The sequence below is a fragment of the Rhizobium lentis genome (genome assembly GCF_014200175.1).
Taxonomy (GTDB): Bacteria; Pseudomonadota; Alphaproteobacteria; order Rhizobiales; family Rhizobiaceae; genus Rhizobium; species Rhizobium mulingense.
Window position 1 is genome coordinate 41,068 of sequence record NZ_JACHBD010000013.1, and the last position, 17,243, is coordinate 58,310.

The following is a 17,243-nucleotide window of genomic DNA, read 5'->3' on the forward strand; positions in this document are numbered from 1 at the left end:
CAGCGCAATCCACCGTTGAATTTAACGAAGGGGGACGGGACAAAGGTCATCAACCACGCAAAACCCATGACGGCTCGTTGAATTTGGCGAATGGTGATTTTAGTCGCTGCTGTTTTACAACACCTATGAAGTCGTAAGGCTCGGAGGTTCTCGGCATGTACCAATACAGGATCAGGACATCATCCTGGCCGCCCTGTTCAAGCGCACTGTCTGCACATGTCATGAGGTTCCGCTCGAACTGAGCTGGTAGAACCGGTGCTCCAACTGCAACGGCAATCGTCTGCATCTTCTTTCGAGCACCGAATGTGACGCCGGAGTGAAAAAAGAGATCCGGCCGGCCACGCGTTTTCCTCATTCCCTCCTTTACAAGCTTCTCGATCTGCTTTTGCTGGGAAATGTCAACGTTGAGCAGCCGGTGACCGAACCGCGTCCAGCCTTCAGGCCGAGTGGCTTCGAGTCCTTCGAGAATGTTGGACCAGAATTGTGTAGTGGCAGCCAGACGCGCAGATAGCCGAACCCCACGGTTTTCGTCGTGGATGTACCTCAGCGATCCAGACAGTCCGTACCATGCGAGGTGGCCTCCGTCATATTCGTCCTCACCAATATTGAACCGGGTTGTCGAGTAGAGAGCGAGCAGGTCCAACTCGTCGGCGGTATAGGTCGAATTTCTTTCAATCTCTGCTCGCCGGGTCAGGTAGTGACAGCGTTCAACCTCCCTTGGAACCAGCTCAAAGACAGTCTCCAGATCGAATACTGACATCGTAGGCGCGATATCCGCATCCTCAGGAATAAAGCCGGCTTGTTTAAGTTGGGGCCAATGTGATGATAAGGGGCCAACCGCGTCGTGAACGATGTTAAGCCGCACAATGTCGCGGATTCCCTTTGGATGGATTTCAAAGGCGCCTTGGCGCGAGTTGAATGACAAAGGCGCGTTTGCATCGAGGATCCGTTGCTTCAATCTCAAGGACTGTGCAGAGGGCGCTACGATTAGTTCGTTCAGCGCGTCCTTCAAGCTGCGGAACGCTCCTCGGCGAGCCGGAGCACTAAGCTTTGCCGATTTTGCTTCGAAAATCAGGACAGTCTTGTCAATGAGTGCAACAAGGTCGGACTCCCAAGTTGTGACACCACCATCATCACTCCATTTAACTTGTTCGCGTACATCGGCATGCGGCAAGAATGTTCGAACAGCGTCGCTAAGCCGCGTTTCTAGCCAGTCGGCACGGGCTTTCTCCGCCGCTTTCTTGAGTTTGGGATATTTCCCGCATAGGCTTTCGACAATCTCAGCTAGGTGCACGCCTAGGATCTGCGGTCCGACGCAGAAGAATTCGCCATCGTTCAGCTTGATCAATGGCCTGCGCTGGATGGGATTATCGAGGTGGAGGTGTTGAAGATCTGCCTCCGTGACGTCGCCGAAATTGAGTGACAGTTGCTCAAGCACCGAGATAATTGCTTGCGCCTGGCCCAGCGGAGCAGTCGAAACTAATTCTACGTAAGAGAATCGAAAAAGTCTCGCCCAGCGCTGTTCATTGATATTCCATAGCAACGCGAAGAGCTGTTTCCGGTCATGACGGACCGCTGCTGCGCGGGTGGTAATCTCTGCCTTTTCTTCTGGATTGAGGTTGCGGGTAAAGGCATCAAGCAACCCCTTTCCAGCGTTTCTCGGCATCATCCAGGAGCGCATGTCCTCCATGTGCGCTTTGATGCGGCTGTGGCATAAATCAATAATTGCCAAAAGCGCTGCGACAACTTCCGTCGCTTCACAGCCGTAATAATGCCGAAACGATTGATTGATGGAAGTCGCCAGCTCTTTTGCGTATTGCCGAGTTTGGTAACCTTGGCGCGCGCCCCTAACGGCCAGCGTCCACCGTCGGATAAGGTTCAACATCTCCTGTTTGCGGTTTTCTACCGGATCTGGTGAGGTTTTGCTCTTCGCTTGATCTTGATATGCTTGGGCATTCCGGTGAATTAAATCAGTAACACGCTCGGTAACCGCCGCATAATCAGTGCCTGGATCGGACAAGGTGTGCTTTCGTGAAAGCGCTAGCGCCTGAATCAGCTCGACTTGGAACAGCTGCAGGTTGGATTTGCTCTCTGGCTTAGATTGATTCAGTCCATTGATCGTCACCATCATGACGGCGCGAGCTAGAAACTCTAATGGATCTGCTGACGTTGTCTCTTCAACGAGTTCAGAGAGCGTCTGTCGAAAATTCTCAGCAGCGATACTCCCCGCTCGATGTAGAGCGGCTACTTCGTCGTCACTGAGATGGCTTTCACTCATGTCCGGAATTCTGCTCCCATTAGTGTCTTTCGCGACCGTTAGGCGCGAGCGCCTACGACTTCGGGCTCCGGGAGCACATCTCTCCCGTCTGCATTAGACATCAGACGGATTGGGGTCTACTATGTTTGCAGCAAGATAGTCGATCATTTCGGACGACTGTGTGCCTTTGCGGAAACGCTTCTGCTCCTCGAAATCAAGGGACGGTAGCATATTCGTCATTTGGCCGACCCTGTAGAGTTGCTCGACATCGTCGGGGTTTAGTCCGCCAGCATTCAATCCAGACTTGTTGCTTGCCATCTCCAGTGCTGCGCCGATCATCACGTCGGCAATCTGCACAGCAGGGCTTGCTTTCGAGTCCACCTGAGTGACTTCCCGGAGCTTTAGAGGGAATTTCATTGTGGAGATTTCCGTTGGTCGGAACTCGATATCACGGTCATGGTCGATGAAACGCCGGATCAGAGGATGATATGTCAGCAGGTTCTTGGATTGATCGTGCTCAATACGATAGGGCTCGGTCGTCATCATTTCGAGCCGCGTGATCATGGAATGAAGAACAACCATCGCTGCGTCTGTGTTGACATCTGGATTAGCGATCGCATCCCAACATTCTGGAGATGCATATTTGGCGAGCGGACCTAGAAGCTCGGGGTATTCCTGCCAGCGCAAATTCCGGGCAGCAGAGATCAACCGGATCCTAGCTGCGGGACTTTTCCTTCACGGCCAGCTGGAATGCCAGCAACAATTCATCGAATTCGGCTTCACCGAGTAGCGTAGGCCCTGTGAGGTAAAGAAGTGATGCTGCAGCATAGTTTCTGCCATCGGCGTAAAGGTCAAATTCTCGCTCATAGTAATACGGCTCAACGCCGTAATCGACGAAGAACAAGGTCAGAAGGTAGCGCTTGTCCACGATCGATGTTGTGCAGTCGAAGTGTGCATGGATGTCACGCAGGAGGCCGAGCAAACGTGCATGATTTGCGGGCCTTCGAGAAAGAGCCCGATACTTAAGCTCTGAGGCTTGCAGCGTTGGAAAATGCTCCTTTATGAGTCTTACAGCTTCATCATTATCGATGGCAACTGCAGACGCGCCTTGAAAGCGCTGATCGGCGTTGAGCAAATCAAACCCCGTATAGCCCCCCTCATCAATGCGAAAACACTTCATTCCTAAGCCCTATACGATGATCCGGCTACCTTTTCGCCCGATATCCGGTTTGAACAGGACGTCGAAGGACAGAGGATGGCTTCCTCTTTATCTCCTAAGTTCCTTGTTTGCCGAGACAATCGGTAGCCACGCGACAGTTGAGGAGTGGGGTTGTAGGCTCTCATCTCATCAACAGGCTTACCACGAACCAGCGAGAGGGTTGCCAATCAAGGGTACTGGTTTGAGGTTCCCTTTTTGATCTTCCACCGAAATCGAGGGAAGCATCTGCTTGGGAGATCGACGAAACCACTTCACCGCGATGCTGGCGAGGTCACCGATCATCGGCAGATTCTGCCAATCCGCGAACCGGCCGGCTGTCGCTTCAGGCTCCGATTGGTGAAAGAAGGAGCCCGAATGGTTGAGATCATTGATCGACGACGCCATTGCCGAAATGGGTCGTTGGAACATTTTTGACGGCACGCCAAGCGGACTGGCCGTCTCTGAAAAAGCAGGGGCCATGAAATCGATCGCCCAGCCGTCGGCCTCGGTCCAGCAATGGAAGTTTTCGCCGGCGCCGGTGACATAACCGTCGTCGCGGTGATCGGCAAAAAGGAGCATCGATCCATCAAGATTGTAGGCGGCGAGACCGCCTTTGGGCGTCGCTTGTATCTTGTAATGATGCTCAAGGATAAACGCACCGAAGGTGCTGAAGTACATACAGGCATATGCGGGATTGCCGCCTTCGTTGACAACGAGGCTGTTAATGACCCGGTAGATCCTATGATAGTCCGTTTGTTTGATCAGCATGGTAAGGGTGCTTTCAGCGCTCGTTTGGGCAGGCGTTAGGTCTTCAGGGGCGAGCTTCCAGCTCGTCTATGTCGCCACGGCAATCACCGGGTCATCGACGCTGCGACCGGCTGCTGACAGTCTCGGGAACAGCCAGGCTATGACCGCAGGATCGAGCAAGCCCTGTGCGAACATCGACTCCCAATTGTTGAGAGAATCCTGAGCATAGTCCCGCGCATCTCGATGCTCGCAGATGGCTGCGATCAATTCAGCTTGGTTGGTGGGGATAAAATTCAGGGACCCGACGATCTTTCGCGGCGCGCGCACGAACTTGACCCACTGTTTTCCCAGCCAGTTCAGCACGCCAGTCCGCTTGATCACATTGTCCAGGTGGTATTCGATCGCGGGCCTGTCCGGGTGCGTGAGGGCAACCAGGATTTCGAGGTCTACGATCACGGTTGCATCCATGCCGGAAAACTTCGCTGCGTACAGACGTTCGTCCATGCATGCATCATAGTATGGATGGAGGATGCGCGCTCCCACGGCATGGCCCCTATAGTTCTGGCCACGCTTCAGGTTGCAATCACATGCCGGGACCAGATTCTTGGAGAAGATCGCAAATGCCGGGTGATCTTCCTTTGGCAGAACGTGATCCAGCGTGTGTGCGTGCAAGGAGCCACACATCGAACATGGTAATGCGAGATTGTCCTCGCGGATGTCATCGATGGGGTGGTGGCTGGTGGGCAAATCTTTGTAGTGTTTGCGCAGCCATTTATCCAATGGATCCGGGATCGGGACCTGCACGACCGCCTGCGCGTTCCCCGAGACGCTGTCATACTGCACGTAGCCGGTCTTCAGGGCTTGCCGGAATGCCTGTAAGCCCGGATAACTTCCAAGCCTGTGGTTGTCGACGAGAGCATCGACGCCTGCGATGTCATCGAAAATCGGAAAAGAGATTTTGCGCATCAGCCGATCTTTGCCCGAAGTTCGTTCAGGAATTCCAGCGACAACTCATTGCCGTAGTTTTCGAGGACCTCATCCCAGGTCATCCCCGATGACTGGATGTTTCTCTCCAACTCCCGCGCGAGATATGAAGGTTCGTCTTCTCCAAAAACGAAGTAGGAAATTTCTCCGACGTCTGCACCGAACGTTGCAAGGCGCGGTCTCTGGACTTCAATGCGTGTGTCGGCATCAGCCCTGAGGATCGAGATCTGCTCCCTGAAAACCTCTCGGAGAAAATAGGCAGAGTGCGTCGCGATGATGGCTGCGGACCCGGTCTGCGCCAGCAGGCTGTCCAGGATTGAAACGAAGCGCGCTATAAAGTTCGGGTGCAGATGGGTCTCGGGCTCGTCGAAGAGTAGAAGAGAGCTGTTGTCGATTTCCAAGCTCACATAGGCCGCAAACTTGAGAAAAGAGATTTCGCCGCTACTCAGGCGAAGCGCGTTGCCATCGGAGAAACGAACCGGATCCCGCCGGGTGTTAAGCGACGCAAAACGTCTGAGTTTTTCCTGTTCACCGCCCTGGTTCAAAGAGCTTAATGGAATAATGCCGTCGTTTGTCCAGACCCAGATGGACTTCGGGTCACCCAGCGCTTCGAGTGCATTGAGGAAAATCTGCCATCGGCTGCGATCCTTGATCGCCTGGTTCGACCGGGCGACGCTGACGATCGCGCTGATCAGACCGCCGGCTTTTCGGGTCGGGGTGGATCGCGTCAGGGCATAACGTGAATAGCGAACATATTGCCGGCGTCGCGCCGTGCCCAACGACACGGCGATCGTCGGCGACATTCGACCGATTTCCTCATGGCCGAGACCTCGCAGGATCGGTCCTGCGTTCTTGTAGGCAAAAAAAGCTTCCGCGGTACGCGTTAAGGAATACTGGAAAACCGCAGTGTTCGGCGCGTCGCGCACGATCGGAGAGTTTGCGGAAAACTCACCCAACGCGACGAGATCGCAGGTTTTCAGCAGAATTTCGCGAGCACTAGCGACGTCTGCATCGGCAACGAGCCCGCGATAGGCATCGAGGTCGGGCAGTAGTGTGAAGAATTTCGGAAAGTCGTCCCCGGGGACAACCGCCTTGTCTGGAGCCGCACTCCTGATGAGATCAGCGCCATTCACCTCTTCATTCGAGCTTTGGAGAAAGCCGATCATGCCAGAAAATTCGGCTGTCAGGCGAGCAGAGTCCCGGCGAACGAAAACATTGATCCGCGTCTTAAAGCGGAAATCGTCGAAACTGTCTCCAGACGGGGTGATCAGAATAGTATTATTTTCGATCGATCGGGCGTCGGAGGGCGTCTGCGAAGAGAAAAAGAGCTTGAACTGTTCTGTCGGAGTGTCCGAAGGCGAGACCGTCATATGATTTCCATGTCATTGTCGCGGAATCCACTGATTGTTCGCGTGGCACGCATGATACGCATTTTGGTCGTGCAAGCAAACTAGCCTCGCCCGATGGTAGCAGCCTTGTGCACAGGGCTCGGGGTGAGTAATGCAATCGTTCCGTTCGAACTCTCTTGTGGAACAGGCGGCTTGCAATAGTTCGCCTCACTTTCCCGGCGTTGCAGCGGCTGAGGAGCTGCACTACCATTGAGGGTACAGTAAAGGGTCCGCATTTCTTTTGCCTGGAGGCGACGTGGATACGCTTTTCAAAGAAGATCTCGAAATTTCGCTTCCGCCGCAATTCTCGATGGCTGGTAAAATCCGCGGTGCCTCTGTCCGGAGACTTAGCCATCCCGGCCGCAAGCTGATCGCCTCTGCGAACGAGTTCACTGAAAAGCGAGTTCGGGGACTGTTTCTCCGCACTCCCGATGGACGGCGCGAGGTGGCAGTGATCCCTCGCAAGACCGATGTGGATCTGCCCAGCGACGAGATACTTCGCCATCCGGCAGCTTTGAGCCTGGCGGAGTTCCGAAGAGATCCGACCCCAGGTGTCTGGATCAGACCCGCCGCCGCCGATGCCAGCAGCATCCCGTTCGAGCAACTCGAAGCCGGGTGCGCGGAGATACGCGCATCTTGGCGAGGGGCATTCACCTTTGCCGAAGAGCGCATAGTTGGCGATATCGTTGTCCAGCGCGGTCTCAGGAAGCCCCAAATAGGGGCGGTACATGCTGCCCTCGGCCATTGGACTGCTTCTTCCGCCCCAGCGACCATCGTCATGCCAACCGGAACTGGCAAGACCGAGACGATGCTAGCGCTGATGGTCGTCGCCGAGGTCGAGCGACTTCTTGTCGTCGTGCCGAGCGATGCCTTGCGGGCGCAGATCTCGGAGAAGTTCCTGAGCCTCGGGGTTCTCAAGGACAGCGGCTGTCTCGCTCCTGAAGCGAAATTACCCGTCGTTGCGACCCTCGAAGAAATCCCCAAGTCGGTTGAGGAGGTCGACGAAATCTTCAGACGGGTCAACGTCGTCGTCACGACGATGGACGCGGTCGCCAAGGCAGGCGGGGAAGTCCAGATGAGGATGGTGGAGCTTGTCAGCCACCTTTTCGTCGACGAAGCGCACCATATCGCCGCCAAGACGTGGCGGGAATTCAGGGCGCAATTCGCTAACCGCATCGTCCTGCAGTTCACTGCGACGCCGTACCGGACCGACGGGCGACGCGTCGATGGCAAGTTCATCTACAACTACCCGCTTGCCAAGGCTTATGCCGAGGGGTACTTCAAGAAAATCCACTTCAAGCCGATTTACGGTCTCGACCGGGACGACGCCGACCAGCGGATCATCCAGGCCGTCAAGGCTGCACTGGTCCAAGACGAAGCAGAGGGCCACGTCCATCTTGCGATGGCGCGTTGTCGGATAATCGATACCGCCGTCAAGCTGCATCGCATGTATTCCCAGCTTCTGCCGGAGTACAATCCCGTCATCGTTTACAGCAGCCTCTCTTCTAAGGCGAAGCTGGAGGCTCTCCGGAAGCTGAGGTCTGGAGAGAGCAGGATCGTGGTGTGCGTAGACATGTTGGGCGAGGGCTTCGACCTTCCTGAACTCAAGATCGCGGCACTGCACGACAAGCATCAGAGCGAAGCAATTACCGTTCAGTTCGTCGGGCGATTCACCAGAACGCGTAAAGACCTCGGCGACGCGACGGTGATCGCCAACGTCGTGGCCGCCGGCATGCGGGACAGTCTTCAGGCACTCTATAATGAAGACGCCGACTGGAACCATCTGCTCGAAGGCCTCGGAACCCGTAACACCGCCCGCGAAGAGCGGCGGCAGGAAGTATTCGAGGGTTTCGACCAGCCGCCGACGGATTTTCCGCTGGACCAGGTGACACCTCGCCTCGGCGCGGTCGTATACGAGACCACTTGCGAACGATGGGATCCGAACAAGATCGTCGATGCCTTTGGGCCCGGCGCCATAATTGAAGGTCCGTCGATCAACTACGCCGAGCGGCTTGCGATCTGGGTGTTGAAGACCGAAGAGAAGCTCAAATGGACGTCGATGAGGCAGCCTGTAAATACCGCGTATCACCTTTACGCGTGCCATTGGGACGACGAGCGTCAGCTTCTCTACGTCAGCAGTTCGAACCTAAGCGACCTTCACGCCCGGCTGGCCGAAAAGGTTGCCGGGGCCGACGCGAGACGAATTCGCGGCGACGATGTCTTTAGGGTGCTCGACGGCTACAAGCGCCTGATCCTAAGCCATCTCGGTCTTTCGGAGGCCGTTCGGAAGCCGATCAGGTATTCCCAGTTCATGGGCAGCGACATAGCTCCCCAGCTAACCGACGATCCCGCCAATCGCGGCCGGATGAAGACGAACATCTTTGGCCAGGGTTACACCGCGAGCGGCAAATCGACGATCGGGTGTTCCACGAAGGGCAAGATCTGGTCATACGAGTCCGTTCATGGGTTCGCAGGCTGGATGGAATGGTGCAAGGTGATCGGTGCCAAACTGCAGGACTCATCAATCCAGCCCGACGGTATCCTGCGCCGCCTGGTTCAGCCCACCAAGCTTACCTCGATGCCTGAAAAGCACGCCGTCGCCATTAATTGGCCGGAGGCGGTCCTCCACGTCGATGACGACCGTGTAGATTTGGTTTTCGGCGACGTCTCGGTTCCGTTCTACGATTGCGAGATCCGCATCCTGTCTCAGGTTCCGGGCACCGAGATCGTTATGAGGGTCGGCGGAGATGACAGGTTTGTCGATGTAGCGATGACCATAGACGGCTCCGGTGCGCACTATATTCCGACTGCAGCGAGCGCTGTCCGCATCGGCAAGAGGATCACGGATCTGGTCTCCTGGTTCAAGGACGATCCGCCCCATATCTACTTCGCTGACGGAAACATGCTTTTGGCGTCCGAGCTGCTCAAGCTGCCTGATGACCATGCTCCGCCGTTCGATCCCGACCGTTTGATCGTACGGAACTGGTCAGGCGTCAACATCAAGAAGGAGTCTCAGGGGAGGGACAAGGACGCGACCAGCATCCAGCGGCGCGTAATCGACGAACTCCTGCAGAGCGGTGGGTTCGATGTCGTCTTCGACGATGACGGGTCCGGGGAATCCGCAGATGTCGTGGCCATCAAGAAGGAGGGCGACGTCATCACGGTGGCGATGTTCCACTGCAAGTACGCAAGCGATGTTACCCCGTCAGCGAGGGTCGGCGATCTCTATGAGGTCTGTGGCCAGACGCAGAAGGCGATCCGGTGGAGGGAACGGCCCGACCTGTTGTTCGCCCGACTTAGAAAGCGCGAGACGGCGATACAGAAGAGATATGGTCTATCGCGGCTGGAGAAGGGCAGCGTTATCGACCTGATTCAGTGGCACAACCGCTGGAGCGAATTCGACTATCGTTTTGAGATGACCGCGGTCCAGCCTGGGTACTCGAAATCAGAGGCAATCCGACAGCAGGATAAAGGGCAGCTGGAAATTCTCGCCGCAACACAGTCACTGCTCATGGACACGTGGGCCATACCATTCACGTTCCAATGCAGTCCTTGAATTGGAGATTTTGAACCTGCAGGAAATTGGAAGCGTCAGTCCTCGAGAGTGCTAGATATGGACGGTCCAGCTTCCGCCTCGATAGGAAAATTGAATGGCCGGTAATGAAGAAGACGTTTTTCGCAAAGCCAAGTCTGAATATCAAGCTCTACAAATTTTGCAGGTGCTAATGCTCCGTGAAACATGTGGTCGCTTTAATGACAGTATTTTGGGGCGTGCTTGGACAAATGCGGCATGTACGGAACCCCAGAAGGGCTATGATGCGCTGCTCGCGCCGATCTCAAATCGCACTGGCGGGTGGCGTCTCTAGGTGGCAAGAACTTGATAGTAAGCAGCATTGACGCGTTTCAACTCAAAGGTCAATTTGCAATTTAACCGGGGTTCATCGCGCGATGCAAGCCATGCGGTCAGCAAGTCATCAAAGATTTATTTGCGTCGTCGTGCTTTTCTTCGGCTTTTTCGGTTTTGCAAATGTGGCTTTACGTGCCCAAGTGCCAGACCGCCCCAAAATTGCAACAAAGATTGGCGGCGCGCACACCTTCCTGGACATCTCAGCTTCGCCTGATGAGAAGTTTTTGGTCTTGTCGACGCTGGACAGGTTTATACTAGTCGACAGCGCCAAAGGAGTGATTATTTCAGAAGTTTCCCCGGGCAGCAGTTGGGTTCGGGCGACTGCGGTGGATCCGCGGGGCCGGTATCTGGTGTCGGCCGCAAATTCCGGGTTGAAGGTGTGGAGCCTGCCGGCATTGAAATTAATGCAAGATTTGGACGATGGCGACTACCAGGATGTCGAAATCTCAGCGGACGGCAAGAACTTCGCCGCCGTAGAGCGGAATGGCAAAGTGACATTCTGGTCTTTCGGCAGCGCGTTTGTCAAAGAAAAGGAGTATCTTGTCGAGGGTCCGCTCAGCAGCGTGGCGATCTCTCCTGACGGTGCCAAAATCGCTGCTGCGCAGGGTGTTAACGACCAGACCGTTCAGGAAGGTAAGTCGCCAGCCAAGGTGTTCCTTTGGGCTGGAAACTATGGGCGGCAAAGCTGGAAAAGAGATGCCCATAACAACGATGTCGTAGATATCATGTTCGTTGACGGTGGGCAAAAGCTCCTGAGTGCTTCTGGCGACGTGCAGACGACCGAAATGCGCGGGCCGTCGATACACTTATGGGATGTAGCCAGCGGCGAACTGCTATCGGACTTCGGTAGTTTTTCGAAGATGGTCAGTGATCTGGCCAGTGTTTCTGGTGATACAGACGCCGTTTATGCAGCAACGCGCGACGCCAAAAGTGTAGGATACGAACTCCAACGTGTAAACTTGAGAAATTTCTCAATCGAGCCTGTCTGTCCCGCCCTTCCAATACGATTGGCAAAGCTTGCTGTCTTGCCGTCCCTGTCGAAGGCGGTCGCCATATCGAACTGGGGGACGGGCGCCTGGATGTGGGAGGGTTTCCCCGCATGCGCTGACGTCAGTTTGAGCGGGTTGGACAAAAGCGAGAAAGCGTACGACCAGATCTTCCTACCTGAAGACAACATTCTCGTACTCTCGGACTCGGAGAATGTTATTGGCATCAATCTGGCGAATGGTTCGCGCCGTTTCTCACGTAAGTCAACCACTAACTCTCAGATCCTGAAAGTCAGAGCTGGGCCGGGGAAATCGCGGTTCACGACGCTCGAGGGCGACTTCGTTTGCTTAAGATCTGCGACGACGGGTGAGGCGACCGAATGTATTAATGTTGGCGGGCTACGGCCCGGATTTAGTAATTTCGCATTCCTCGATGGACGGCGAGTTGCGCTGGCGGTCAGAGACAGCAGCGGAGTGGACCAGTTCCGGACCGGCAATATCATCATCTATGACTTTGTTGATCGGGCGATCATGGCATCACAAGCGGTCCACACTGACGAAGTGACCGACATGATTGTTTTCGACGGCAAGATGCTTACCGCCTCTTGGGACGGAACCATCAAGCTGGTCGATGCGGCCACACTGGATGTTGTGCGGACCTACATTTCCAGCGACGAACAGATTCGGGATCTGGATGTCGCAAGTGATGGAAAATCATTTGTTGCTGGGTGGTCCTACGAAGAAGACGGCTCCGGGGTCGTTGGTCGGTGGCAGGTTGGCTCTGCTACGCCGGATTGGCGGTCGGGGGGATATGAAAGCGCCCTGGCCGTGAGATTCGCTGATCAAGGCAAGTCTGTCATCGTGGGGGGAAAGCGACTTTTTGAACTCTCAGCACAAACCGGCCAGGAGATTGAAGGCTATCCAGGCGTACCAAATGGCGAGAGCGTTACGGCATTAGATTTGGTTGGTGGAGAACATGTGATTGCCGCCAAGACTGTCGGTGGAAATGTCTACATTTGGAGTCGGCGGCCTGGCCATACAAACCAATTGGCACGAGTATCGCTTTCGACTGAGATGCAAATTACGATTGCATCCGAAAGATTTGACTCACGAGTTGAAGATCTCTCCCCACTCGGTTGGCTGATGCCGGACGATCCGTTACGTCCGTTATCGCCTGAGATTTTCATGCGGGACTATTACGAGCCGGGTCTTCTGGGTCGGCTGCTGGCCTGTCACGAGGCTGAGGCGAGCGGCAAGAACCCGAAAGCCTGTGCGGAGGCGTTCCAGCCGGTTCGACCGCTTGCCGAGCTCAACCGGATCCAGCCTGATGTGCGGATTTTGAGTGTGAAGGCGACCTCTGATCCGGGCGTGGTGCGGGTGACGGTCGAGGCGTCTGGCAAGACGGATACGACGCAGCCGAACGGCAAGACGAGCACCGGGGTCTATGACGTCCGGCTGTTCCGGAATGGACAGTTGGTCGGCCAATGGCCGGAACCGCCCCAAGATGGAATTGCATCGGATGATGTTGCAGCCTGGCGCGCTCTGTCTGAGGTTGCCAATGCCGATGGCAAGGTGACGCGCGAGTTCGAAGTCCGGCTTTCAGCACGTGAGCAGGGCAAGAAGGTGACGTTCACCGCCTATGGGTTCAACGAGGATCGGGTCAAGAGCACGACGGCGACAGATGACAGCTACACGGTGGCGGGCGATATCGGCGTGACAGCCAAGCCGCGGGCCTATGTGGTCACGATCGGGGTGAACGAATACGAGAAGGCGAGCCTGCGCCTGACCTATGCGGCGGCGGATGCCCGGGTGATCTCGTCATCGCTCAAGGGGATTGCGGACTACGAGGTGATCCCGCTGACGCTTGTGTCCGATGTCGCTCATCAGGACGACGGCCGTCAGGTCGCTGCGATCGATCAGGCCACCAAGGCCAACATCCACGCTGTGCTCGATCTTCTGGCGGGCAAGGGGGAGGGCGAGCGCAAGCGGTTGCGTGCGGCGCTCGGTGATGTCGTCGACCGGATCAGAAAGGTGACGCCTGATGATGTGGTGGTGCTCGCCTTCTCCGGGCACGGCTACGCGCATCAGGGCCGGTTCTACATCCTGCCGTCGGATTCCGGGACGGCGCCGATCGGGCCTGGATCTGTCGACAAGCTGATCTCGAGCGAGGAACTGACGGCGTGGCTGCGCGAGGTGGATGCCGGTGAGATGGTGATGATCATCGACGCCTGCCATTCGGCAGGAAGCGTGCCGGCCGGCTTCAAGCCGGGTCCGATGGGCGACCGGGGGCTGGGTCAGCTGGCCTATGACAAGGGCATGCGGATCCTGGCGGCCACGCAGGCTGCCGATGTCGCGCTCGAGAGCGGCAAATACGGGCAGGGACTGCTGACCTTCGCGCTGAAGGAGGCACTGACCCGTCCCTCCGGCACCAGGGCGCTTGCCGATGCGGACGGCCGCGACGGCGTGTCGATGAAGGAATGGCTCACCTATGCCGAACAGCGGGTCCCCGGCCTCTACCAGGAGATCATCGACGGCAAGAAGAGCACAAGAGACCCCATCGTCGATCCAACCCTCATCGAGGACGTCACACGACACGCACAAACACCGGCGCTCTTCGATTTCAATATAAATCGTTCAGACCTGTTGCGAATTCAGTATTAATCCTGCGGCACCCCTGCGAGGACCTACCAGACTGTGCACAATGATTTTTAACAGGACAAAGCAGCACGATATCTTAGTGGCGTGGGGCAGATGTTCGGATCTTGGATCGAGAGTTGCCGGCAGGAAGTGAATCTTAATGGAATTACATAGCATAGCAGTTTTCACCCGCGTAATAGTTCGTCCAGGCTCTAGCTAAAGTTGTCGAGTATGCTAGGCTAAGACATGCGTTAACCATCTTCGCTCAGACGGAGTCAGAAATGATTTCACGCCGTAGTTGGTGCTTTTCGAGCTTCACATTCATAGCCTACATGCTTCTCGCCCTATTCTCGTCCGCCGCTTCCGCGAAGGATGGAGAGGGTGAGATATACGCACTTCTGGTTGGAGTTAACGATTATGCGGAGGCGCCTCCGGGATCCCCGTACGGCGCGGCAGATCTGAAAGGTGCTGTGAACGACGTCGCCCTGTTCAAGTCTCTTCTGATCAGTTTTTATCAAGTCCCTGACGACGGTAAACACATCAAAGTTCTGTTGGATAAATCCGCAACCCATGCGGCGATCGCGCAGGCATTTTCTGATCACCTCACGCGAAACGCCAAGCTCAATCGGAAGGCCACCTTCATACTCTACTTCAGTGGACATGGCTCGCTTATTGTCGATTTGAACGGGGATGAGGGAGACGGGTTCGACGAAACCTTGTTAGCCCACGACAGCCGTGCAGCCGGCGGGAAAGACATCACTGACGATGAGATCGAAGCTTGGCTAGCAGCGCTAAAACAGGAGACCAATAATATTGCGCTCGTTATCGACAGTTGTCATTCCGGAACAATCTCCAAACAGCCGCCTTCCTCAATCCTGAGTCGTCGGGCGCCGATAATTCGCAGTGCAAACGATGCTCGTCCGAAGGGTGCCCTGAGAGACGCCACGAGCATTAATGACGCGGATCGAGCATATTCGATAATCACGGGTTCGCTCGCTGATGAAGTTTCCAACGAAGGTCCTGTTGAGATCGAAGATGGCAAGCAGGAGTGGCATGGTTTTCTGACCTACTCCTTGGTCCGTGTTTTGCAACGAGACCCCACGTTGTCCTATCTCCAGGCCGTGAAGCTCGCGGAACGTGGGGTGCAATTGTATGCACCTTCTCAGCATCCGCAGGCCGAGGGTGATGTCGATAGACAGGTTTTTGGAGGGATTGGAACTCGCGAAGATCCGTTTTCTCCCGTTTCGGCCATCAACGGTGACCTGATTACAGTTGAAATAGGTAGTGCGCACGGTATCCAATCTGGGGCACTGCTGGCGATTTATGATCAGGCAACAAAACAGTTGTCAGGTGAAAAGGGCAAAATCGCCGAAGCTCAAGTAGAGGATGTGGCAATCAAGTCGTCCACTGCTCGCGTCGTTGGTACACCACGATCAACAGTCACGACTTCGTCGAAAGCCAAGGTTGTTTCGCCTTACGCAAGTAACGTGCGGATTCCGGTGGCGGTCGCTTCGCCGCCTGCTGAATTGCAGATTGGCGGAGTGAACCCGATAGGAACTTTGCTAGAGGAACGGCTGCGCAACAATCCGCTCCTGCGCCTTGAAAGGAACAGTGCTTCTGCTGTTGTGTCCGTAGAAATCTCCTGCGTTCAAGCCGGCCAGATTATTCCAGTTGAGCGCACACAGAGTCTCTCTGGTACCTGTCAAAGGGCCTATTACCTGAGCCCACGCGATCAGGTGGGTGCTCTCTACGGCTTTTTCGCAGTCGACGATGGAAAAAGCGCTGACGCAGTGGTGGCTGTTCTGGAGAAATTCGCACGGCAGCAAAATCTCAAGAATCTGTACAATGGAAGCTCACCTCTAAACGGAGGCGTGAAGTTTCGGATCGCCAGAGTTGAAGTGAAGTCCCTAAATGGCCTGAAGACACCGGTCAAGGACGTTGTCGTTGAAGATAGCACAGTGCCGGTATTCAAGGTTGGAGAGTATTTTCGTTTTTTTGTCAGAAACGAGAGCGACCAGACTTTGTATTTCTCGATAATCGGACTTGGTACAAGTGGTTCAGTATTTATACTTGGAGACGCGCTTTCTGGCGAAAAAATCTTAGCCGGCGGGGAGATCTACACGAAGCCTGCACGCAAAATAGGGCGACCCTTGGGAGTTGAATCCTATGTGCTTCTCGTTACAACCAGTCCTATAAATGTTCGCTCGCTTGAGAACCCGGGAGTAAAGGCTAAAGTTCCGGGCCCGCTCGGGTCGCTTCTGTATGGTCTGACCAGTTCTATCAAGGACTCGGAGCCGGCTACCGAGCTTGACCTGGACTCATGGGCGACTGTGCGGCTCGATATTGATGTGCGCTAATGGAAAACTGTGGGAAGGAAGTGAGATGAGCATCTCGATGATGAAGTTTGGACTTGCCGTTGTTCTTACCTGTTTGTCGGCGGGTGCGGTGCGCAGCGACGAGCCAGTGGAACAATTGGGGGACAAGAGTGCTCCAGGAATATTGCTGGAGGACACGAAAGCTGTACTTCCTCAGGGCGTTGCCCTCAGAAAGGTCTATCGAAAAGGCATAGAGCTTACGAAGCAATGGGAAGGTTGGGTGCCGCGGCGCTACAATGATGCTGCGGGCTTCTGCACTGTTGGGTATGGCCATCTGCTGAAGAAGTCTCTCTGTGACGGCACTGGCAATGAAGTCAAGTTCTTAAATGCTATTTCTGAACAGCGCGGAGAAGAGTTGCTGGTGCAGGACATGATGAAGGCACAGATCGCTGTGCAACTGGCCGCGCCGAAAGACCTTACCGATGGACAGTTCGCCGCACTTGTCGATTTCACCTTCAACGCGGGTGGCGGAAATCTCAAAAAATCCTAGTTGCTGAAGGTCGTGGTCGCGAAGCAATTTGATCGAGTGCCTGCCCAGTTTCGCAGATGGACAAAAGCCGGCGGCGTAGTGTTCCAGGGACTTAAGAACCGACGCGAAGCTGAAATCGTTGTCTTCTTTGATGGAAAGCCTGTCCCAAAAGCCGCACCGATGCAAGGCGAGGACCTTTCGCTTGAGGATGTCGATGTGAAGGTGAACTGAATCTAAGATCGGCCACAAGACGAACGACCAAGCAACTGACGGCGTGGCTGCGCGAGGTGGATGC

10 protein-coding genes and 1 pseudogene are annotated in these 17,243 nt (G+C 55.3%); 5 read left to right on the forward strand and 6 right to left on the reverse strand.

Translation table 11 applies throughout. The features are described from left to right. Window positions 1-49: 49 nt before the first annotated feature. The 6 genes from GGI60_RS26095 to GGI60_RS26115 all read right to left on the reverse strand — a co-directional run bounded on the left by GGI60_RS26095 (window position 50) and on the right by GGI60_RS26115 (window position 6,556). Complete coding sequence (locus GGI60_RS26095; protein WP_183919311.1) at window positions 50-2,278, reverse strand: hypothetical protein; 2,229 nt, start codon at window positions 2,276-2,278, stop codon at window positions 50-52. Window positions 2,279-2,371: 93 nt separating this feature from the next. Next, the gene (locus tag GGI60_RS32175) at window positions 2,372-2,965 is read right to left on the reverse strand and encodes a DUF3800 domain-containing protein (RefSeq protein WP_246720484.1); all 594 of its coding nucleotides are present in this window, start codon (window positions 2,963-2,965) and stop codon (window positions 2,372-2,374) included. 7 nt (window positions 2,966-2,972) lie between these two features. Then, entirely contained in the window at window positions 2,973-3,437 is a 465-nt protein-coding gene (locus tag GGI60_RS32180) for a hypothetical protein (protein ID WP_246720485.1), read from the reverse strand. A 177-nt stretch (window positions 3,438-3,614) separates the two neighbouring features. Further along, the gene (locus GGI60_RS26105; RefSeq protein ID WP_183919310.1) at window positions 3,615-4,223 is read right to left on the reverse strand and encodes a DUF2026 family protein; all 609 of its coding nucleotides are present in this window, start codon (window positions 4,221-4,223) and stop codon (window positions 3,615-3,617) included. 66 nt (window positions 4,224-4,289) lie between these two features. Further along, complete coding sequence (locus GGI60_RS26110) at window positions 4,290-5,168, reverse strand: hypothetical protein (protein ID WP_183919309.1); 879 nt, start codon at window positions 5,166-5,168, stop codon at window positions 4,290-4,292. After that, window positions 5,168-6,556, reverse strand: coding sequence for an AAA family ATPase (locus tag GGI60_RS26115; protein ID WP_183919308.1), 1,389 nt, complete (start codon window positions 6,554-6,556; stop codon window positions 5,168-5,170). The genes GGI60_RS26110 and GGI60_RS26115 overlap by 1 nt, the downstream gene beginning before the upstream one ends. Before the next feature lie 274 nt (window positions 6,557-6,830). Here GGI60_RS26115 and GGI60_RS26120 point away from each other — a divergent pair, with 274 nt between their 5' ends. The 5 genes and pseudogenes from GGI60_RS26120 (at window position 6,831) to GGI60_RS26140 (ending at window position 17,179) form a co-directional block, all read left to right on the forward strand. Beyond that, on the forward strand, window positions 6,831-10,130 hold the full coding sequence (locus GGI60_RS26120) for a DEAD/DEAH box helicase family protein (protein WP_183919307.1): 3,300 nt from the start codon (window positions 6,831-6,833) through the stop codon (window positions 10,128-10,130). Between the two features lie 94 nt (window positions 10,131-10,224). After that, window positions 10,225-10,440, forward strand: coding sequence for a hypothetical protein (locus tag GGI60_RS26125; protein ID WP_183919306.1), 216 nt, complete (start codon window positions 10,225-10,227; stop codon window positions 10,438-10,440). Between the two features lie 82 nt (window positions 10,441-10,522). Continuing rightward, window positions 10,523-14,128, forward strand: a complete 3,606-nt coding sequence (locus GGI60_RS26130; protein WP_183934861.1) for a caspase family protein — start codon at window positions 10,523-10,525, stop codon at window positions 14,126-14,128. 257 nt (window positions 14,129-14,385) lie between these two features. Next, the gene (locus GGI60_RS26135; RefSeq protein WP_183919304.1) at window positions 14,386-16,461 is read left to right on the forward strand and encodes a caspase family protein; all 2,076 of its coding nucleotides are present in this window, start codon (window positions 14,386-14,388) and stop codon (window positions 16,459-16,461) included. Between the two features lie 40 nt (window positions 16,462-16,501). Continuing rightward, window positions 16,502-17,179 (forward strand): annotated as a pseudogene (locus tag GGI60_RS26140) (lysozyme). Window positions 17,180-17,243: the final 64 nt, after the last annotated feature.